The sequence below is a fragment of the Paenibacillus sp. FSL R5-0701 genome (assembly GCF_037973995.1).
Taxonomy (GTDB): domain Bacteria; phylum Bacillota; class Bacilli; order Paenibacillales; family Paenibacillaceae; genus Paenibacillus.
This window is the reverse complement of sequence record NZ_CP150230.1, coordinates 5,107,643-5,128,594: the sequence shown is the minus strand read 5'-3', so window position 1 is coordinate 5,128,594 and position 20,952 is coordinate 5,107,643. Positions and strand designations below refer to the sequence as shown.

The 20,952-nt window shown below is 46.6% G+C and carries 14 protein-coding genes; 9 read left to right on the top strand and 5 right to left on the bottom strand.

Going from position 1 to position 20,952, the window contains the following annotated elements; translation table 11 throughout:
• The first annotated feature begins 289 nt into the window (after nt 1-289).
• The 8 genes from MKZ13_RS22670 to MKZ13_RS22635 all read left to right on the top strand — a co-directional run bounded on the left by MKZ13_RS22670 (nt 290) and on the right by MKZ13_RS22635 (nt 10,836).
• Nucleotides 290-1,672 carry a PTS transporter subunit EIIC gene (locus MKZ13_RS22670; protein WP_339178388.1) on the top strand — a complete coding sequence of 461 codons (1,383 nt, stop codon included), beginning with the start codon at nt 290-292 and terminating at the stop codon, nt 1,670-1,672.
• Between the two features lie 257 nt (nt 1,673-1,929).
• Nucleotides 1,930-3,555, top strand: a complete 1,626-nt coding sequence (locus MKZ13_RS22665) for a helix-turn-helix domain-containing protein (RefSeq protein ID WP_221824434.1) — start codon at nt 1,930-1,932, stop codon at nt 3,553-3,555.
• A 102-nt stretch (nt 3,556-3,657) separates the two neighbouring features.
• Nucleotides 3,658-4,674 (top strand): ABC transporter substrate-binding protein, encoded by a 1,017-nt coding sequence (locus MKZ13_RS22660; protein ID WP_339178385.1) that lies wholly within the window; start codon nt 3,658-3,660, stop codon nt 4,672-4,674.
• Nucleotides 4,675-5,700: an NAD(P)/FAD-dependent oxidoreductase gene (locus MKZ13_RS22655; RefSeq protein WP_221824430.1), complete on the top strand. Its 1,026-nt coding sequence runs from the start codon at nt 4,675-4,677 to the stop codon at nt 5,698-5,700. It begins immediately after the preceding gene.
• Between the two features lie 327 nt (nt 5,701-6,027).
• Nucleotides 6,028-6,750, top strand: coding sequence for a collagen-like protein (locus tag MKZ13_RS22650; RefSeq protein WP_339178381.1), 723 nt, complete (start codon nt 6,028-6,030; stop codon nt 6,748-6,750).
• A 313-nt stretch (nt 6,751-7,063) separates the two neighbouring features.
• On the top strand, nt 7,064-7,606 hold the full coding sequence (locus tag MKZ13_RS22645) for a CueP family metal-binding protein (protein ID WP_339178379.1): 543 nt from the start codon (nt 7,064-7,066) through the stop codon (nt 7,604-7,606).
• Nucleotides 7,607-7,789: 183 nt separating this feature from the next.
• Nucleotides 7,790-8,791, top strand: a complete 1,002-nt coding sequence (locus MKZ13_RS22640; protein WP_315370802.1) for an iron-siderophore ABC transporter substrate-binding protein — start codon at nt 7,790-7,792, stop codon at nt 8,789-8,791.
• Nucleotides 8,788-10,836, top strand: a complete 2,049-nt coding sequence (locus MKZ13_RS22635) for an iron ABC transporter permease (RefSeq protein ID WP_339178374.1) — start codon at nt 8,788-8,790, stop codon at nt 10,834-10,836. The genes MKZ13_RS22640 and MKZ13_RS22635 overlap by 4 nt, the downstream gene beginning before the upstream one ends.
• A gap of 288 nt (nt 10,837-11,124) precedes the next feature.
• On the opposite strand, the gene MKZ13_RS22630 is transcribed toward MKZ13_RS22635, so the two are convergent.
• Together MKZ13_RS22630 and MKZ13_RS22625 are read right to left on the bottom strand one after the other, a co-directional pair.
• Nucleotides 11,125-12,297, bottom strand: a complete 1,173-nt coding sequence (locus MKZ13_RS22630; RefSeq protein WP_339178371.1) for an aminotransferase class I/II-fold pyridoxal phosphate-dependent enzyme — start codon at nt 12,295-12,297, stop codon at nt 11,125-11,127.
• 94 nt (nt 12,298-12,391) lie between these two features.
• The gene (locus MKZ13_RS22625) at nt 12,392-14,467 is read right to left on the bottom strand and encodes a methyl-accepting chemotaxis protein (RefSeq protein ID WP_339178369.1); all 2,076 of its coding nucleotides are present in this window, start codon (nt 14,465-14,467) and stop codon (nt 12,392-12,394) included.
• A gap of 255 nt (nt 14,468-14,722) precedes the next feature.
• Here MKZ13_RS22625 and MKZ13_RS22620 point away from each other — a divergent pair, with 255 nt between their 5' ends.
• On the top strand, nt 14,723-15,751 hold the full coding sequence (locus tag MKZ13_RS22620; protein ID WP_339178366.1) for a hypothetical protein: 1,029 nt from the start codon (nt 14,723-14,725) through the stop codon (nt 15,749-15,751).
• A gap of 12 nt (nt 15,752-15,763) precedes the next feature.
• Here the strand turns inward: MKZ13_RS22620 and MKZ13_RS22615 are convergent, their stop codons facing one another.
• The 3 genes from MKZ13_RS22615 to MKZ13_RS22605 all read right to left on the bottom strand — a co-directional run bounded on the left by MKZ13_RS22615 (nt 15,764) and on the right by MKZ13_RS22605 (nt 20,759).
• Nucleotides 15,764-16,483, bottom strand: coding sequence for an SDR family NAD(P)-dependent oxidoreductase (locus MKZ13_RS22615; RefSeq protein ID WP_221824415.1), 720 nt, complete (start codon nt 16,481-16,483; stop codon nt 15,764-15,766).
• A gap of 244 nt (nt 16,484-16,727) precedes the next feature.
• Nucleotides 16,728-18,791 carry a family 43 glycosylhydrolase gene (locus MKZ13_RS22610; RefSeq protein WP_339178363.1) on the bottom strand — a complete coding sequence of 688 codons (2,064 nt, stop codon included), beginning with the start codon at nt 18,789-18,791 and terminating at the stop codon, nt 16,728-16,730.
• 33 nt (nt 18,792-18,824) lie between these two features.
• Nucleotides 18,825-20,759 (bottom strand): carbohydrate-binding protein, encoded by a 1,935-nt coding sequence (locus MKZ13_RS22605; protein WP_339178360.1) that lies wholly within the window; start codon nt 20,757-20,759, stop codon nt 18,825-18,827.
• Nucleotides 20,760-20,952: the final 193 nt, after the last annotated feature.

The following is a 20,952-nucleotide window of genomic DNA, read 5'->3' as shown; positions in this document are numbered from 1 at the left end:
TATATTTATGTGCATCGCCATCTGATGACTGTGAAGTCGGTTGTGAGTATGAAGAGTATGACTCATAATTAAAGATGGATAAGAGCCTACATAAGAGTAGGCTTTTTTTGCTACGTAAACAATGTCATAGGTCCATATACCTTGTATAAATGAACATGCAATGTAAGGGGAATTAGTTTTTTTATCCTATTGAAGTTTTTTCATGGAAATGTGTATATAGATAGAGGCATATTAGATCATAACACATCACAAAACACGGGTTTACCGTAACATGAGGAGATTGTACATAATGCATAACACACAGATTGAAGATTGGTTGAAACTCGCAGGTGGCAAGGAGAACATCAGGTTCGTAGAACACGATAAGGGCACAACGACGCTGGTACTGAAGGACAGTACACAATTGAACATGTCGGCTCTTGCCTTCGCAGATGTTGTAGCAGATATTCGGGTAACAGGTGAGCAGTGCCATCTGGTAATAAGAGATGAATCTTCACTTATCTACAATACGTTACTGGGTATGGACACTTGGGAATCTACAGGGACAGGGTTGCAGGAAGAAGGACACACGAAGAAGAACAGATTCTCGATCTTACATTTTGTATCCGATGTATTCAGGCCCTTGATGCCTGCGATTCTCGGAGCCGCTGTTATTAAAATTATAGTCGCCATTATTGCGTTAATGGATACGTACAGTTCTACGGACTCTTCTGCGTTGATGGACAGCCAGACCTTTACGATCTTCAGGATCATTGGAGACGGTGTATTTTATGTACTGCCTGTATTGGTAGCAATCAGCACAGCGTATCGGTTGAAGAGCAATATCTATGTTGCAGCATCTATTGGCGGACTCATGTTTTATCCGGAGATGACCATGCTGATGTCGGGGGAAAAAGAGGTGCATTTCCTGGGTTTGCCACTTGTGTCCCAGCCAGCTTTTTACTCTACGCCCATCTGGGTCATTCTCACGATCTGTGCAGGGGCCTACCTGGAAAGAGTCGTTGAACGATGGAGTCCAAAATTCTCCAAAGGGATGGTTGCTCCTTTCCTGACGTTACTGGTTCTTGTTCCGTTAGTATTGATGATTCTTGGTCCAGTCGGCACCTGGATTGATGAATATCTGCCGGAGGCATTGGATTCACTAGTAGCTAATGCTCCAGTGTTGTCGGTGATATTACTGGGAGCTGTCTTCTCACTGATGTTAATTATGGGATTACACTACTGGCTGATTGCCATCATCATTAATGAAATGGTTATGAATGGTGGTTCTATGGTGATTGCTGCCATGTTAGTGGCGATTGTAGGACAAGCAGGGGCTGCGCTTGCAAACGGAATCCGCTCGAAAGAGCCAGCATCCAGAAGACTTGCTTTCTGGGCAACGGGAACAGCGCTCCTTGGAGTGGTAGAGCCTGCATTGTATGCAGTCAACATGAGAAAAAGATCCTCTTTCTACGCGGCATTGCTGGGTGGAGCTGCGGGTGGACTGTATTTTGGATTATTATCTGTCAAGGCATTTGCTATGGTGGGGAATCCGAGCTTGGTCAGCCTCCCGCTCTTCATCGAAGAGGGTAGCCTGAATCTGTTACACACATGCATTGGTGTGGTTATTGCGTTTGGTGTCTCGGGTGGACTAACGTATTGGATGGCAGGAAAAGGACAGAAACGGGGATAGGGGTGACCGAAACCCAGCATTGAGTAATACGTAAAACGTACTAATTGAATAAGTAGTATTAAAGTTGTAAGAAAGAGCCTGTGCCTGATGGTACGGGCCTTTTGTTGTTTTTGTATCTGAATAATACAAGTATGAAATGCTCAGTAGCTGTCCACCATTTTATTCAAGCCATAGCTTGTTGGTTATGGAGTTATCATGTATTTTGATATAGTGAAACCTATAAATCTGGATTACTAATCCCTTTGAAAGGATAACCTATGTCTGACAACATGGAATGGATTGCTCAATGGAAGTCAACGGATGCACTAAGCAACGCATGGATAACGAAAGGCGAGCTGCATCAGTTTTTCAGTCACACCTTGATATTTATCATTGATGGAGAAGCGATCTGGAATATAAATGGACATCGAGTTCACGTCTCCTATGGAGAATTAATTGCGCTTGAAGAGAACTCCGTAATGGAGGTCATTGAAGGTGGCAACCTGGATCTGGCAGGCTGGCATGTTCAGTTCGATACATATTCGGTGCTGCATGATAGGCGGGAGGCTGAGAAGTTCGAATGGCATTTACCATCAGGAGAGGCGTATCAGAAAGTGCAACTGTCCGGTGGAGGTTTGGCAAGTATCATTCAGCATTGGAGTGAAGCGCATTCACAGGAACAGAGTGCAGAAAGGATTGGCAATCAGCATTTGTTATATGAGTTGTTGAGTAATCTATATCGGAAACAGCCGGATAACGAGTTGAAGCCAGAACACGGTATACTTCGCTCCATTGACTACATGCAGCAGCATTATGATCAGGTCATTACACGTACACAGTTAGCTCAGATCGCCGGTATTAGTCCATGGCATTATTCCCGCAAATTTAGTGAGCGATATGGTAAGCCACCTCTGGATTATCTGGCCCACTACCGGATCTACCGTGCGCAGGAAGAACTGTTATTAACCGCTGCAACCTCTCAGGATATTGCCAAAAAGACTGGATTTGAAGATGCTCATTATTTTAGCCGACGCTTCAAACAGTTGACTGGCGTATCACCTAAGATATATAGGCAGACGATGACGCAGCGCAAGATCGTATCACTTTCTCCAATCTGTGCAGAAATTATGATTCATCTGGGTGTCATCCCCCATGCCGTAGTGGTCACCCCAATCCTGCTGTTCCCACATCACCATGAACAATTTATAGCGCATGGAGTGCAGATGCTGGAGGTTACACAGTATGAGGTGGAGATAGAACTTGTTCGACAAGTTCAACCGGAGATGTTGATAGGAAACGTATTGACGGAAGAGGTCAAAAGGGAGCTGCGCACAATTGCACCGATTCTAACCGGACTTCATCAAGATGTAGAACCCATGCTCGATCAATTGGCAGCCTGGTTTCTCAAAGAAGAAGAGGCTTATAGACTGCATCAGCAGATGAAACATGAAGTCAGCTTAGCTAAGCGAAAGTTGCAACCCATCATCCAATCCGCGTCCACTGTCATGCTGCTGAGGGTGGAAGCGTTTGGTTATCGATATCTGGGTGGGCATTCACACGGGGTATCACACTTGTTATATGAACAGCTTGGATTAACACTGCCGCAAGCACTGGATTCAGGTACAGCATGGTTTAACCCTTGTTCGCTGGACCTGCTCACACAAGCCAATCCCGATTATCTGTTTGTGGAAAAGCGGATTATGCAGCACTTCAGTGCTGAAGAAAATATGAGGAAACTATGGGAGAGTCCGCAATGGAATGACCTGAAGGCTGTAAAAAATAATCGGGTATTTTACGTCGATACTCACCTGTGGGTAGACGGTCACGGAATTACGGGACACACTCTGATTCTCAATCAGATCGTTCGCTACCTTACGGAAACACTTCATGAGAGAGCACAATAATCCAACTAAATACGCACGATATGCTATGGAAGCAATAATCCTTCTTTGATATTATTTGATAATAATTATCATTATCAATATACATAAGGGGCGAAGTATATCATGTCACGAAGGTTTAAAGGGTTTGGTATCATGCTGTTGGTGGTTAGTGTAATGCTGGCGGCATGTTCCGGTGGAACCAAGGAAGAGAACGCAACAGCTGGAACAGCAGGTGCTCCAACTGAAGGAGCAGCGAGTACTGCAGAAGAAACAGCGACTGAAAGTGGGACTAAGGTGGTAAAGGATCAGTTTGGAGAAGTAACGATTCCAACTCACCCTCAAAATCTGGTGGTGTTTGATTCAATCTATGCCGAGTATCTGATTGAAATGGGTGTTACACCTCAAATCGTTTTGTTAACTCCAGAAGTTGAAGCGGAATACCGCCCTGATTATCTGAAAGAACATGGGGTCCAGATCATTGAAGTCGAGCAATATCAATATAACTATGAACAGTTGCTTGCGTTGACACCGGATATGATCCTTACAGCTGGCGAAGGTATGGAACAGGGCGTATATGATGAATTGTCCAAAATCGCTCCTACGGTGGCACTGGATGCCAACAGTGAAATGAAACGTGCTATGCCGAAGCTGGCTGCCATATTTGACAAGACCGAAGAATCTGCCAAAGTACTGACTGAATTCGACGAGAAAGCCTCCCAAGCGAAAGAGAAGATTGCGGCAGCCCTGGGAGACAAGACCGTATTGGTTCTCCGGGTGGAGCACAATCGTTACCGTTTCATGGGTCCAAAAGGAGGAAGCAGCAGTGTTTTCTTCTATGATATCCTGGGTCTGAATAGTCCTGAAGCGATCAAAGACTCTACAGATTGGTTTAGCCAGTTCTCCCTGGAATTCTTGCCTGAGATGAATCCGGATTATATTTTCCTGGAAGACAGAACCCTTGTAGGTTATGACACGAAGAAATCTATGGAAGATCTGAAAGCAAGCCAAGTGTGGTCGAATCTGGAGGCTGTGAAGAATGATCATGTCTTCCCGCTGAAGACAAGCCAATTCGTATCGGGTGTGGGTCCGATTGGATCTGTAAAATTGATGGACTATGTTGTTGAAAAGTTGGTGCCTTAAATGACAACGGAGACACAATTGGATATCTACGATATTACGATCATTGGTGGTGGGCCTGCTGGCATGTATGCCTCATTTTATAGTGGTATGAGAGCCATGCGTACCAAGATCATCGAAGCCAAGCAGGAACTGGGTGGATTCATGCGTACATACCCGGAGAAGCTGATCTGGGATGTGGGCGGGATAGATCCGATTCGATGTGAGAAGCTGATTGAATCACTGGAGAGACAGGCGAGAACGTTCGATCCAACGATTGTGTTTGGGCAGGAAATAGCCGAGCTTGAACGATGTGAGGATGGTGTATTTGTACTCATTTCCAAAACAGGCGAGCGTCATTATACACGTACTATCCTGTTATGCGCGGGCAGAGGCATGACTCAAGTGCAAAAACTGGCTATTGAAGGTGCCAACCGATATGAACTGACAAATCTGCACTATACGATAACCGACCTGTCCCGATTTGCCGGGAAGCGTGTTCTGATCTCGGGTGGTGGCGATTCCGCAGTCGACTGGGCGAATGAAATGGGCAAGATAGCAAGTGAAGTTACAGTAGCACACAGACGTCATGAATTCACCGGACATGAGTCGCCTGTTGCTCAGATGAAAGCTCAAGCCAACGTCATGACGCCATTTAACATCTCACGCTTATACGGTACAGGTGACAAAATAGATCGTGTCGAGCTGGCCCATATAGAAACCGGTGAGATCACACATGTTGAGGTGGATGAGGTCGTCGTAAGCCACGGGTATGATCGTGATTTTGGCAATCTTGTGCAATGGGGACTGGCGCGGGAAGATTACGGCGTATCCGTAGATCAGCGCATGCGTACCAACATTCCAGGCATATTCGGAGCAGGTGATTTCATTACCTATGGAAGCAAAGTTCGACTGATTGCAGGTGCTTTTAACGATGCGGTGCTCGCAGTCAACAGTGCCAAGACGTATCTGGAACCTGCTGCTTCCGATATGGCGGGTGTCTCTTCTCACAATGCCCGGTTCTATGAGAAAAACAAAGCACTATTGTAAAATAAGAAGAACCTGTGTGAAAGGGATAAGCATAGCAAAAGCCAGTCAAACCTCGAGAGTATCTCGTGTTCAACTGGCTTTTTTATCTGCATTTTATATTGAAAATTGGTCTATGCATTCATGTTATAGACTGGATTCATAGACCAATTTACTCATTATAGGCACTATAATTTTCTAATTTATAGTTAATAGTCTATGCCCCTCGTGATGGATACACATAGTATGTGGAGAAATATCACGGAGGTGAGTTGGTTGTTAAATAGACATGGGAAACGAATTTGTAGACGTAAATTTAAAAAACATTTTCATTGTGGTGTTAAGGTAAAAGTGGTAAAAGTTAAACCTAAAGTTATTGTTAATGCACCGCAAGGTTCTCCAGGGATTCCTGGCCCACTAGGACCGATAGGTCCCAAGGGAGCGACAGGAGCTCAAGGGATACCGGGACCGATCGGACTGCAAGGAGTTCCTGGTATACCAGGACCAGTCGGCCCTGCCGGAGCAGTAGGTCCTGCTGGCCCTGCCGGAGCAGTAGGTCCTGTTGGCCCTGCCGGAGCAGTAGGTCCTGTTGGCCCTGTCGGAGCAGTGGGTCCAGTAGGCCCAGTAGGCCCAGCAGGAGCAACAGGTCCGGCCGGTCCAGTTGGGGCTGGAATATCCGATTTCCTAAGTGTTTTCCGAGCAGATCCTGGCACAGGTACTGACACAGTTCCAGGAAACGCTCCAATAACTTTAACCGGTGTTTTGGCTAACGTTGGAGGTGCATTTACTTTTGTACCGCCATCCTCGACGATAACAATCAATGAAACAGGAAGTTACTTGATCTCTTTTAGCATTCATAATCAGGGCAATGCGGATTTCAACCTCACGGTAAATGGAACGCCCATAACACCTGTGCCATTCACAGGTAATGGAGGTGGACCTATATCTACTGAAGTTATTGTTACGGTTACAACGGTTCCGACCACGATCCAACTGGTAAATGCGAATGCAACTCCTGCACAGTTGCATAACAATCTAAATACCACTGTGACCATTCTAAAACTGACTCCTTAATTCCGATTCTCAATATAGTCTATGTCAGCATAAAAATAAAAGTTTATGTCTTTTATCCAGTCAATAAGTCTATTTATTCAGCAAAATAGTCTGAACTTGTAGGCACTGGAGAGTGGCGGGACGATGAAGCTCATAGACTTCACCGCTGCTCTCTGCGTTTCCAGAGCCCAGCCTACCATTCGAACCAATCAACTATGATGCGAAGAGATTCGTACCAATAATGTGATAATCTGGTGAATTGTTTGTTGTATAAGTCCATATTGCTTCGTTCTCCATTATACTTGATGAAAACGGACGAGGAGATGGACTCCAGATGAAAAAACAAATGTGGATCATTGCAAGTGTTGTAGTTGTGATTGTGATCGGAACATACCTGTTTGCAAGCAATACAGGTAAGGAAGAGGCGGGTAAAGCCAATGCGCCCAACATCCGAAAATTGGTGGAAGATATCAGCACAGGAAAAGAGACACCCGAATCTGCCTCCATCAATGCCAAACAGTTAATCGTAACCGATCAAGATAAAAAGACCACTACATACGATTTGCCTGAAAATGAATTTTTCCTTTCCATTGCACCCTATGTGGACCAGACCCATCCCTGTGCAATTCATAGTTTGACCGGTTGTCAGGGGGAAATGAGCAATAAGGAATTCAGCGTTACCATTCACGGTTCACAAGGCAACACCTTTATGAAAGATGAAGTGATGAAGTCTGGTGCAAACGGATTTATGGATTTTTGGGTGCCTAGAGACAGAACCTATCTGATTCGCATTGTTGGAGATGGAAAGGTTGCAGAAACGCAATTGTCTACATACGAAAATGATAATACATGCATCACTACGATGCAGTTGAGTTAATGTAAACAGCAATCAATCGAAGGGAAGGATGGCTTTTGAACTATCCCTTTCCTTTTTTTATCTCATAAAAGAATTGGAATAAGGTACTTTGCATTGACAAAAATCCATTCCTACGGCATAATCCAATAGTGATAATGATAATTGTTATCATATAAATACATACAAATAGGGGAGAAAAGAGATATGAAAAAAGGGTTGAACGGATTGTTGATCATGCTGGCCTTTGTGCTGGTTTTGGCGGGTTGTGGTAAAACCACGACTACAACAGATACAAGTCAAGGTAGTGATTCCGGTAGTGCTCCGGCTGAAGAGACAGCAGGTCCGGTTACCGTGAAGCATAAACGTGGAGAGCTTAAGCTGGACAAACCAGCGGAGCGTGTCGTTACGCTTGAATGGACATATACGGAAGATGTCGTTGCCCTGGGTGTTCAACCAGTAGGTAATGCAGATAACGCTAACTATAAAGTGTGGGTAACATCCGAAGCAGCACTGGATGACAGTGTAACGGATATCGGAACACGCAGTGAACCCAATCTGGAAGCTATTGCTGCATTGAAGCCAGATCTGATCATTGCCAATGCGGATAATAATACAGCGGTCTACGATCAGCTGAATGCAATTGCACCAACGATTGAATATGATCCGTATGATGGTGACGGCTATGATTATGACAAGATGACAGAGATCTTTAATAACATTGCAACAGCTCTCGGTAAAGAAGACAAAGCAAAAGAAGTTTTGAGTAATCTCGATCAACACTATGTAGAAGCCAAAGAAAAACTGGCTGCTGCGGGGAAAGAAAACTTCAACTTTGCACTGACACAAGCATTCACATATCAAAATGCAGTCAGCCTGCGTATGTTTACCGATAACTCGGTTGTGATTGGTACATTGGACAAAATCGGACTGGTTAACGATTGGCAGCCGGACAAAGTTGAAAACTATGGCTTCTCTACAGTAGGCATTGAATCCTTAACCGATGTAAAGGACAGTAACTTCATTTATATTACACAACCAAACGATGACGTCTTTGGCACAGCCATGAAAGATAACTCGGTATGGAACGGACTGAACTTTGTGAAGGAAAAACGCACATATCAACTCGATAGTACAACATGGACATTTGGTGGACCGATCTCCTCCAAAGTATTGGTTGATGGGGTAGTCGAGGCGATTACCAAATGAGTTCGGTTCAAGGATCTAAGTCAGCTATGAATTGGCGCACAATAAGCATATATGGGGGCGGTCTAACCGCTCTCATCGTGCTTTTTTTTGTAAGTCTGTGTTATGGAGAAGCATCCATTCCTTTGCATGTCGTTTGGGACGCTCTTACAGGCAGACAGGATTCATTAGAGCACAATATGGTCTGGTACTTGCGCATGCCGCGTACAGTGATTGGTATTCTTGCGGGTGGCGCACTGGCTGTTGCGGGCGCTTTGCTGCAAACGATTACTCGTAATCCACTCGCTGCTTCAGATACGCTGGGCATTAATGCAGGAGCGTACTTTGTGGTGGTGCTGGGAGCTATCGCTTTTCCAGGCGTGTTAAGTCAGTCGCCTTTTCTTTTCGCAGCACTAGGTGGTTTGCTGGCAGCATTTGCGGCTTATTTCATGGGCGGCGGACGAACATCAAGCCCGGTTCGACTTGCGTTGTCCGGTATGATTGTATCGATGGTGCTTGGTTCATTTACAAGTGCATTACATATTTTTTTCTCCATGGAGACACAAGGGTTGTTCCTTTGGGGCTCCGGAACACTTGTCCAGAATGACTGGAGTGGTGTGTTTTATGCTTTGCCTTGGGTGGTTGGTATTACCCTTCTCTCGTTAATCCTTTCCAGACAGTGGGATATGCTGGAGTTGGATGAATCAACGGCTTCTTCCTTGGGACAAAAGGTTACATTGGCTCGTGCAGTAGGGTTAATACTTGCTGTATTGCTGGCTGCTGTGATTGTAAGTGTAATCGGACCGATTGGCTTCGTGGGACTGGTCGCACCACATCTGGTTCGATTGAGTGGTGTACGTTCTAATCGATTACTTTTACCCGGTGTGTTCATATGGGGCGCAGCGCTCCTGGTTGGAGCAGATGTCCTTGCCAAGATGGTGCATAACTCCAGCATGGAACTGCCAACGGGTGCCGTTATGGCGATCATTGGTGCACCGTGGCTCATCTGGCTTGTTCTTACACGCATGAAGGCTGCGAACGGATCAGGCATGTCTACTTCAATGAGCACAGGAGGAGCTGCGCGTCGCTTTGCATTTGGCCCGATGGCTGTATTATTCTCAGTCATAACGGTCGTGCTTATCTTGCTCAGTACGATGTTTGGCGGTATGCGAATTCCCCTGGCCGATTGGTTACCAAGTCTGTTCCAATCGGATGGACTGTTCTCCGCGCTGATTCAGCTTCGGATTCCGCGTACACTTGTTGCCGCAGGTGCAGGAGCTGCACTGGCAATCAGTGGTGTACTCATTCAGATGGCGGTACGTAACCCGCTGGCTGATGCTTCAATTGTTGGTGTGTCCTCAGGTGCAGGGCTTGGAGCGATGATGGTCATCATCTTATGGCCGGGTCTTCCGATATACTTGCTGCCAATTGCGGCAATCATCGGTGCAGCTATTGCTGCAGTGGTGGTGTTCTCCCTCGCCTGGAAGAAAGGACTGAACCCTTCGGCGGTTGTGTTGCTGGGGATCGCGATGTCTGCCATTGCTGGAGCAGGTATTCAGATTCTGATTGTCCGTGGTGCGGTATACGGTAGCAGCGGATATATCTGGCTGACAGGAAGTACCTATGCTCGTACCTGGGAACAGGTGAGGGTTATCGGATTATTTTTAGTTATTCTGGTACCGGTGGCTTGGTGGCTGGCACGCAGATTCGAACTGCTGGTATTTGACGACAATAGTGCATCCGGGCTTGGTCTCGGAGTACGTCGTACACGATTATTAGCCATGACAGTTGGTGTATTACTTGCAGCAGGTGCTGTTGCTTGTGTAGGAACCGTTGGTTTTATCGGCCTGATTGCACCACATATGGTTCGGCTATTGACGGGGAATAAGTTAAGACGTTCGATGTTTTTATCCGCATTAGCCGGTGCAGTCATGCTGGTGCTCGCCGATACAATCGGCAGAACCGTCATGGCGCCGACAGAGATTCCATCAGGCATACTCATTGCGATCATCGGAACACCGTACTTCCTGTATCTGATGTATCGTTCTAACTGGCGCAAGTCTGTATAAAAGTCCAAACCAGAAGCCTGCTCTCCGAGCAGGCTTTTTACTGTAACTTGGCACCATTTAGCCCACGATCTTACGATCTTGTTTAACGTGTTTACACAAATCATGATTTGTATTCCCCCTAGCTGGCACAACACATACACCATCACCTCATGAATGTTTAGTCCTCGAAAATGAAAAAAATCCCCTCACGTCTACAAGAAGTTGAGATCACGTTATCAAACGTGAAACTCTTGTTCCCTGTGGACCTTGAGGGGATATTTGCTTGAGCACATTCGAATTGTGCTCCCGTTAGCTGGATTTCAGAATCCCGCTGTCATCGACGGATTGTACCGCCTGTTGCAATATTTCATTATCCTGAACGAGGGCGAAGCGCACATACCCTTCACCCGAAGGACCAAAGGCACTACCTGGGGTTGCGATGACCCCTGCATGTGTAACCAGATCCATGGCAAATTGCTCCGAGCTGTCGTAGTGCGCCGGAATCCGGCTCCAGACGAACATTGTTGCATCAGGTTTGGCAATCGGCCAACCGAGATTGCTGAATCCATCACAGAGGATGTCTCTTCGCTGTTCATAGATTGCTCTGACCCGTTCAACCTCGGATTGATCACCGGTAATGGCGGCAATTGCTGCCTTTTGAATCGGAAGAAACATGCCGTAATCCATATTGGATTTTAACTTTTTCAGCATGGAGACCATGGTTGTATTGCCCACACAGAAGCCGATTCGAGCTCCGGCCAGTCCGTACGTTTTTGACAGGGAATTGAATTCCACACCGACGTCCATGGCGCCAGGGAATGCGAGGAAGCTTCCACATGACTTTCCGTCAAACACGAGCTCACTGTACGCATTATCATGGAGCACGATAATATCATACTTCTTCGCAAAGGCAATCAGGTCGAGATAGAACTGATCTGGTGCCATCGCAGTTGTTGGATTGTTGGGATAGGAGACCAGCATGAATTTTGCTCGATGAGCGATATCTTCCGGTATATCCTGAAGTTGAATAACATACCCGTTTTCTTCTTTTTGCGGCATATAATACAGTTCTGCACCTGCCAGTAACGGTCCATCCGCGAAGACGGGATAGCAGGGGTCAGGGACCAGCACCAGATCACCTTCATCGACAATGGAGAGGGATATATGTGCCAGCCCTTCCTGTGAACCGAGTAAGGAACAGATCTGTGTTGCAGGGTCTAACTCGACCTGATAGCGCTGCTTGTACCAATTGCTCGTAGCTTGTAACAACTCACTCTGATCATTCACAGCATATATATAATTAGCCGGATCAGCTGCGGCCTCGCATAGTGCAGTTATAATATGCTGCGCAGGTGGGATATTTGGCGTACCCACACTGAGATCAATAACGGGCTGCCCGTTCTCCAGTCTGCGGCGTTTGATCTCCAGCAACCGGGTGAAAATTCCTTCGTTGAAATGATCCATTCGTTTGGCAAAGTTCATGATGATGATTCAGCCTCCAATCCTCTTCGTACGCATATTCATTAATAATAAATGGACAGCGACTAAAAGAGAAGAGCAGAGGAAAGCTTGCGGATCATGACTTTACTTTAAACTGGCTTAATTCGTCTTGCAGTTTGCCAGATAGCTGGTTCAACTGTTTCGACAGATCCGCTACCTGTTCGATACTATCCAGCTGCTCCTGCGTGCTGGCGCTTACTTCTTCCGTTGATGCCGAGTTCTCCTCTGTGGTGGAGGAGATAATCTCCAGTGCCTGGAATATCTCATCTTTGTGTTTGTGTACATTGGAGGTATTGTTGGTAATCTGCATCATACGCTGCTGCAGATCTTTCAGGTCTTTGTTAATACTAAAGAATACATGTTTGGTATCTTCTACGGATTTGGCATTCTCCTCCGCAATCTTCATACCGCGCATGGTATGTTCAACCGACAGGGTTGTTTTCTCTTCAATAACATTCACCTTTTTGTTGATTTCCTCTGTTGCCTGAGCCGTCTGTTCTGCAAGTTTGCGGACCTCTTCGGCAACGACGGCAAATCCTCTTCCATGTTCGCCAGCACGTGCAGCCTCAATGGAGGCATTCAGGGCGAGCAGGTTCGTTTGAGAGGCAATCTGTTTGACTGTATCCACAAAACTGGATATTTCATTCCGACTCAGGTCAATCTCCTGGATAATAGAGGACATTGCTTGGGTGGACTGATGGTTTTCCTCAGACCATTTCGATAATTGTTCCACGACCGCAAGTCCTTGGCTGCTTTGATCGGCAGATGTCTGCACGACCGTTCCCATAGCCTGCGCATCGGTAGCAATTTCATCAATTTGGCTGGATAACGAGCCTGTTTTGCGTAAAATATTTTCCGTTTCGATGGACTGATAATTCGTTGCATTGGCAATCTCGTTGATGGCTGTTGATGTGTCATTCATGGTCACAGCCGTTCGTGAGGAGATGTCTTGCAGATCATTCGACGACTGGTTCAGGATTTGCGCCGAGCTGCCGACCATTTGCAGCATGCCCTGAATTTTCTGCACCATGGAATTCAAACCTGTGGCGATCTGTCCAATTTCATTATTAGATTTGATATCCAGTTGGACAGTCAGGTCACCTTGTTCAATCTGTTTAATCTTAGCCAGCAGCTGTGGTATGGAGCGTAACAGACGGCGAAGGGTAATGTAACAGATAATCACAAGTAGAAGGGTGGCTGCAGCAAAACCGCCAAGCGTAATCCACGTGAATGTTTTTAATTCCGCGAGAACTTCTTCTTCGGATATGGTCAGACCAACGGACCATCCCGTATCCTTGCTGGTAGCGTAGCCGATATAACGACGTTCCCCATTGTCGTTCATAAGTTGTACGCCGTTTTCCCCAGCAAGCATTTTCTTGCCGATGTCCCCCATGTCCCCTGTACTGTCCAGGATGTTCTCCTTCAATACCTTCTCTTGATCCGGATGGTACAGAATTTCCCCACTCTTGGACAGCAACATGGAATAGCCCGTGCTTCCAAGGGAATAACTCTCCATAATCGCCGGAATATCCTTGAATGCAATATCCGCTGCGGCAAAGCCGATCGTGTTGTTGTTGTCGTCTTTGATCGGATAAAAGATACCCATAAGTACATCGCCTGCTGCAATATCAATGTACGGATCGGAGAAATAAAGTCCGTCTGCAGCGGTAACCGGCTTGTAGTATGGACGTGACTGGATATCAAAATCCGGTGCAGATACGACACCATCATTTTGAATCCAAAAGCCTTTTCCATCCAGACCCGCGACCCAGGCATCGGCAAACGAAGGCTCTGCCTTAACGATAGCGGCGAGTGTCGCCTGTGTTTCCGCAGCGTAGGTAGAACTTGCCGCATCCGCAGCAGATGCTGTTGTTTTTATGTATTGCTGAAATAATGTGTTGGTGGACATTTGCTTGACGAGTGCGCCCTTTTCCTTGAATAGTGCATCAAATTCACTAACAATGGCTTGTGTCTTGGTCTGGAGCATGGATTCCTGCTGTTTCACCAGAATGTTTCTTGTGCTTGCAAACATAAATGTTCCCAGCACGGCAAAGACAACTACGATAATGACCAGCAGCACAATGGACAACGTATTTGCCATACTGGATGTCCGTGCTCCCGTTTTCCCCCACTTGTTCAACATGTTCGACATATTCCATCTCCCCAGATGATTAATAAAAGCTCAAAACGCCTAAGTTATATGTCGGTATGATCTCTAATTTTATGTAGATTTCTGTCGAATAATCCTGAAAGCAACGGAAAGGAAGGCATGATTATGAGAAGGATGAAGGGGAAGGGATGAAAAAAGAAGAAAGGAATGAAAAAACGGGGATCGGTGGTGGTTCATTCAGGTGATCTTGTTTATAATGGAATGAATTGGAACTATGGGTGAAAAGGGGGATTATCTGTGAGTGAGTTATGGCATGCATCAATACAGGGGGCTCCATGGAATGCCGAAAAGATGCACCAGGCGGTGCATCTGTTGCGCCGCAGAGCAACGGTTCATTTTCGCGTTGACGCGGATACATACGAGGACCTTGCTGAGCTCGATGCCAAAGTATTCTTTGCCCGGCCGGATCTGATCCTACACATATCACATATGGACCCTAAAGGGGTATATTCATCCGGATTTCTGGGGCGACTGGCACAGTTGAAACATGTGTCTGCATTACAGCTTGATCTTTCGCAGGCACAGGATTTGACGATCCTGGGTGCGATGGAGCAACTGCAGTTTCTAAGATTGAACTCACCTGCAAAGGTGACCGGACTCGATTTTATTAAACACTATAAACAATTGACCTTTCTTGAACTGCGTGGCAAATTCAACGGATTTGCTTCCATTGCGGCATGCCTCCAACTGCATACGCTCATTCTGAGCTGCACGCTCGAAAGTGCCGATGTGTTAGCGGAACTACCTAGGCTTCAGTATCTGTCCCTGGATCACTGTGAGTTAAAAGGGGGACTGGATGTATTAATACAGTCGACCATCTCGATGTTGAAGCTAAGCTCTATTCGCAAACTGACGAGTATTCAGGGACTCGAACAGATGCGGGGGCTGGAATATCTGCATCTGTCCTTGCCCAAGCTGGAGCAGTTATGCGACTTTTCCCATATGACCTCTCTCAGACAGCTCGAACTGGACTATATGAAATCGTTGCGCGATACCAAACATCTATGGACAGCCCGTGCTTTGGAGTTTATTGAACTGAAAGAGATAAATACGGCGCTCAAGGCGGATTCCTTTGATGGACTAACCGGGCTGGAGCATTTGCGCCAAATCGATTTTCGTTTTATTGATGTTAACAAGGGACGGATTGCAGCTATGCGTGATCACCTGGACAAGGACGGAAAATCCCATTTGTTATATGAAAATATCCCTGAGCATGAACGCCTGAATTCCATAGGTATTGCGCACTTGTCGCATGTATTAATGTAAACGGGTTGCTATCTAGGTGTTCGTATCCGTTAAGGCGGGCATGTTGATCTCTTTTACACAGGCCGCTTTGGACAAGCTGATGATACATCGAACGATTGCGACCATATCCTGCAGGGGAATGCGTGTCCCACCATACTCAGCCAGTGCACGTTCCATCCCGTCTTCATACGGAATTTCTGCCGCCAGTTCTCCCGGGTTGATGCATGTCACCGCGATGCGGTCATTCCTCGTATGCTCTCTTAGAGCTTCCGTAATACCCCGTATGGCAAATTTGGAGGCGACAAAAGAAACCTGGCTGCTGCCTGCATTGCTCAAACCAGCTGTTGAACCGATCAGGATGATCTTCCCTGCTTCAGACTGGCGGAGCTGAGGCAGTAACGCCTGTATACATACAATCGTAGAAGTCACATTCACATGGATCAGCTGACTGATATCTGCCGGTTCATCCTTATCAAACGTATAGTGCTCTTCAAATCCTTCCTTTTCCCAGATCCCCACGTTATAAATAAGCACATCCAACGTCTCGCCTTGAAGTTGGCTGGCAACTTGCTCTGCGGCCTGAAGCTCGGAAAGATCAGCCTGAATCCATATTCGCTCGACGCCATCCTCCACGGAGAGACTTTCCGGCTTGCTGCGAGAGACCACCCAAACCTTATCACCGGATTGCGGCACACCTCGGACAAATGCATCGCCTAATCCCTTGCTTGCACCAAAGACAATTATATTTTTCAAATAAAACCCACCTTATCGATTAGAAATTAATAATGTTTACATTAATCTATATCTTACTATAGAGGTGATATATGGAACATGAAGTTTACATGAGGTATGCTTCATCCTTGTCAAGATTCGGGGTTTTTGAAGTTAAAAGGTGAATCTCTTCATATAAAATATACTGAAAAGGACCTGGCTCCACACATGGTGAAGTCCAGCTCCTGATCATAAGCGAAAAATTAATAACCGAATAAAACTACATTTATTCTACGTGGAAATAATCAAAATCTGCATATCCTCCGGTAGACTTCGTTGCATAATTGAATAGTGCAAACCGATATCCCATAAAGTGTGGCAGTGTGTAAGACATTTGAAGTGTATTACCAATGGTTGTCCAGTTACTTCCATTCAGGCTATAAGCAAAGTAGGCTTTGTCGGTCTGGTTCGTAAAATCACAGATGACGCGGAGATAGATTCTGTTCTGGTTTAATGGCACAGTTGCTACTTCAGTCATGGTGCCGGAACTGGCATTAGCCATAACGATGGATTTGGTGCTGCCCTTCATTTTTACGCCGACCAAACCATATCTGGCCTGAAAAGCAGCGAGTCCTGCATAATCACCATCCTTCATGCCTGCTGTATCCAAAGCAGTCATCCCTGTGCTTTTTGGACCAAAGGTTCGTTGTGTCAGTGTGTTGCGGGCTTCTAACAGGTTTTTGCTGATTTTGCCTGCAGTTAACCGCATGAAACCGGGCCGCTGGAGCAGGGACCAGTTAGCAGCATCAGGGTTATGATTCCACTGCCAAAATGTGGCCAGACTGGATGTGCCGGAAGATGAATTGCTTGTCAGGGAGACGTCATCCACATAAAACGCCATCAAGTCATTGGTCGGGTCCGGATTCGAGTTATAGGGTGTTTCCACAAAAATAAAGCTTTGGGACAGGTCTGCATTTGACGGAACGGTATACGTACCTTGAATGGTACCCCACTGTCCGCGGCTTAACGTCGCACTGCCCATAATGGTAATTCCGGTATAACTTGCACCGTTCTGGATGCTAAGATTGAACGTTTTGGTTGCAGGACCAGTAGTGTATTTGATCTTTGCCGAAAAAGAGTACGTTCCTCCCGGTACCAGCTTGCCGGTAACCATCTGTTTGGCACCACCAGCTGTCTGCTGTCTGCCGCTGACGAACAGGCTTTTTGTACCGCTGAACGCTTCGGCATTTGTTACGGTGATGGTCGCCGTATTGTTGCTGGCCCACGGCTGAAGGGTACTTTCCTCAAAGCCGCCGTTCACTAACAGTTGCGTTACTGAGGGGGTGCCGGATGTGGTTGCGTTGAACTCATCGGACCCGTAGATTTTGGCAGCAGGCTGACCTTCAACGGGCATATTCATGTTAAGGGGAACCTTGCCGTTCAACCCAAACACTGGCCAGTTATCTGACCACGTCACTGGAACGAGATAGGGGATGCGCCCAATGGCCCCGCTATCACGAAACAGCAAGCCGTACCAAGCGCCGGATGTGGTATCCACGATGCCTCCTTGGGCGATTCCCGAGTCTCTGAGTACAACTTTACCTGTGTATGGACCTGTCAATGTGTTTGCACGATAGGCAAGCTGAATGCGACCATCACCCGAAGGCCAGGCAATCAGGAATACATAGTACATGCCATTGATCTTCTGAATGTGTGCTCCTTCTGCCTTTACAATCATGTTGGAGCCGGCAACACTGCTCGCATTTGGAATCAGGACCTGATTGAGTCCGCCGGACTTGATGGCCTTGGCATCAGGTGTCAGCTCAACGATACTGATGTTATCACTGCCATGAACAAGAAAGGTTCGATTCCCGTCAAACAAAAGGGAGGGGTCATGGTAATAACTGTTCAATGTGTAAGGTGTCCATGGCCCTGTTTCAATATTGCTGGTTTGGTAAATATACGTCTTGCCCGTGGAAAGCGATCCAAAGGCCACATAATATATACCATTGTTGTACCGCAAGCTGCTCGCCCAGGAACCACGCCCATACTCGTTTTGTCCATTGTTCAGATTCTGTATATCCCCGTTTCCAAGCGTATCGTATACATAGTTTACGATGCTCCAGTTGACCAGATCATAAGACTTCATGACCGGGACTCCCGGATTCATATGCATCGTTGTGCTTGTCATATAAAATGCATTGCCTACCCGAATGACGTCACTGTCAGGAATATCCGCGTAAATAACCGGATTGCTGAACGTTGCGGCTGAAGCTGCCGGAATTGTCAAAGGGAATGATGTTATAAGCAAAGGAAGAGCGAGTAGAAGAGCACTGATCTTTTTCCACATATTCTATCCTCCCAATTGATCATGTCCTAGGAATTAAAGCGAGTACTCCAGATAATCAATGTAAGCATCCCAAGTGCCATTATCCGTTGTTACGACCAGCTTGATTTCCTGATTACCTGTAGCGTGTGTGATGCCGCTGAGGGTTTGAACGGTCGGCTCCGTTCCCGTGAAGTAGAAAGAACCAGCGGTTACACCCCCGATGACCAGATCAACACGGGCTGTATTATTATTGTTGGAAGCGCCGCGGACAGAGAATTGATGGGTTGGGAATGCAAAATATTGATTGTATGCCGCATAATCATTGTTCCCGTAAAGAGCGACTCCATTAAAAGGGGAACTGACTACGCCAGCGTATTGGCCGCCAAGTGTCATATTCTCGGTTTCGTAACGGGTAACGTTTGGATTGGGATTAGGATTTGGGTTAGGGTTACCGCCCGAACCGGATGTGAATTGCCAGTAGTCCAGTTTGAACAGATTTCCATTGCCTGAGCCTGTAAACACCAGATACAAACGATGTACCCCTGTAGCATTGGTAACATTGGTCTCCATCTCGCGCCAAGTTTGCGAACCGCCAGTTGAACTTACGTTAAGTGTTCCAACTAGTGGGCCTGTCGGACTGTCCAGTCGAACCTCAATGTTGCCATTTCCGGTAGAAGCGACATTGGCCTTGAACTTGGAGGCTCCAGCTGAGCCAAAATCAACATTGCCGACCGCGATCCAATCCCCGTTATGAATATTAGTGACATTCTGATTGGCTACAGGTCCACCGCTCGCTTGACTCGGTTCAGTGTTAATTCCTGCTTGCCAGCCAATGGTTTCGGCTTCCACCCGGACATACGGGTTGAGGTTAGTGGTCTGAGGTACACCTGTCATATTCCCCTGAACTTCCTGGATTGTTCCATCCGCATTATGTGTCAGTTTGTTGATATGTGTGGAACGGTACCCTTTACCATCACCGAGGAATGCCTTGCTTACCGTTTGCGCATGGTACGCCACATACCATTCGTTGTTGAATTGGAACACGGCATGGTGGTTATTGCCGCCTACACCGAAGAACGTGCCGGGATTTTTCAGAAAGTGTCCTTTATACGTGAAAGGCCCCATCGGGCTGTCGCTGACCATGTATCCGATCTCACCTTTTGGATATGCAGTGGGGTGTGTTCCCGCGAAGTTGATGCAGTAGGAGTAATAATATTTGCCGTTATACTTGTGAATGCCAGAATCTTCGAACATATAAGGAGAATCAATAGTCACAGCACTGCCCACCACGCTGGTCATGTCGGCACCGAGACGAATGACCCGAGCTGTTTTGGGGTTGGCAATGGAAGCAGCGTTGGTATCGTTCGGAATGCCACCTCCAGCATACAAGTAAGCAGAGCCATCATCATCGACAAGTACAGCTGGATCAAAGAGCCAGGTTACGCCAGACATACCCGGTGTACCGTGAGTCAGGAGGGCACGACCAATTGGATCGGACCACGGTCCAATGGGGGAATCCGCCGTGAGTACGCCAATACCTCCACCCGAGTTGGCAAAGTACAGGAAAAACTTTTCTTTGCCAGCAATGGTTTTCTTCGCCATCGAAGGAGCCCAGGACTGGGTAGCCCATTTAGCAATCCCTTGTCCATTATTGGCATTATTCGCACCCGCTACCGGGATGGAACCATGGTCTGTCCAGTTCACCATATCAGCTGATGAGATGACGTTAATTTTCCCGATCGTGCTGTACTGGTTCTCTCTGACAGAGCCGTCACTGTTGTACAGATATGCATCACCTGTCATGTAGACATAGACCCGATTGTTATGGACGAGCACATAAGGATCGGCTCCCAGTTTATGATCGATGAGGGAATTGGAGTTTCCAGGAAGTTTGGCAACGGCTGCATTGGCTGCATGGCTCGATTCAACGGGCAGGGTGACAAAGATTAGCAGACACGACAACAACAAAACTAGCGGTTTACGGATCATACGTTTCGCCTCCATGAGATTGGATTGGTTGGTGAGCTGAAATTCAGAATAGCAGTGATGATGAAATACCGAAAAAACGAAGAGATTCTCCTCATGTCACCCCCCTTATTGAAATAATGGTTAGGTTGCTGTTAGGTTAAATCCTCATGTTGTCATATATGGTTTAAGCCAGACGACCTGTGCACCGCGTACG

What these genes read in the sequence shown, in the direction of transcription:
- MKZ13_RS22670 (WP_339178388.1), top strand. Translation starts at nt 290, where the DNA reads ATGCATAACACACAGATTGAAGATTGGTTGAAACTCGCAGGTGGCAAG.
- MKZ13_RS22665 (WP_221824434.1), top strand. Translation starts at nt 1,930, where the DNA reads ATGTCTGACAACATGGAATGGATTGCTCAATGGAAGTCAACGGATGCA.
- MKZ13_RS22660 (WP_339178385.1), top strand. Translation starts at nt 3,658, where the DNA reads ATGTCACGAAGGTTTAAAGGGTTTGGTATCATGCTGTTGGTGGTTAGT.
- MKZ13_RS22655 (WP_221824430.1), top strand. Translation starts at nt 4,675, where the DNA reads ATGACAACGGAGACACAATTGGATATCTACGATATTACGATCATTGGT.
- MKZ13_RS22645 (WP_339178379.1), top strand. Translation starts at nt 7,064, where the DNA reads ATGAAAAAACAAATGTGGATCATTGCAAGTGTTGTAGTTGTGATTGTG.
- MKZ13_RS22640 (WP_315370802.1), top strand. Translation starts at nt 7,790, where the DNA reads ATGAAAAAAGGGTTGAACGGATTGTTGATCATGCTGGCCTTTGTGCTG.
- MKZ13_RS22635 (WP_339178374.1), top strand. Translation starts at nt 8,788, where the DNA reads ATGAGTTCGGTTCAAGGATCTAAGTCAGCTATGAATTGGCGCACAATA.
- MKZ13_RS22630 (WP_339178371.1), bottom strand. Translation starts at nt 12,297, where the DNA reads ATGAACTTTGCCAAACGAATGGATCATTTCAACGAAGGAATTTTCACC.
- MKZ13_RS22625 (WP_339178369.1), bottom strand. Translation starts at nt 14,467, where the DNA reads ATGTCGAACATGTTGAACAAGTGGGGGAAAACGGGAGCACGGACATCC.
- MKZ13_RS22610 (WP_339178363.1), bottom strand. Translation starts at nt 18,791, where the DNA reads ATGTGGAAAAAGATCAGTGCTCTTCTACTCGCTCTTCCTTTGCTTATA.
- MKZ13_RS22605 (WP_339178360.1), bottom strand. Translation starts at nt 20,759, where the DNA reads ATGATCCGTAAACCGCTAGTTTTGTTGTTGTCGTGTCTGCTAATCTTT.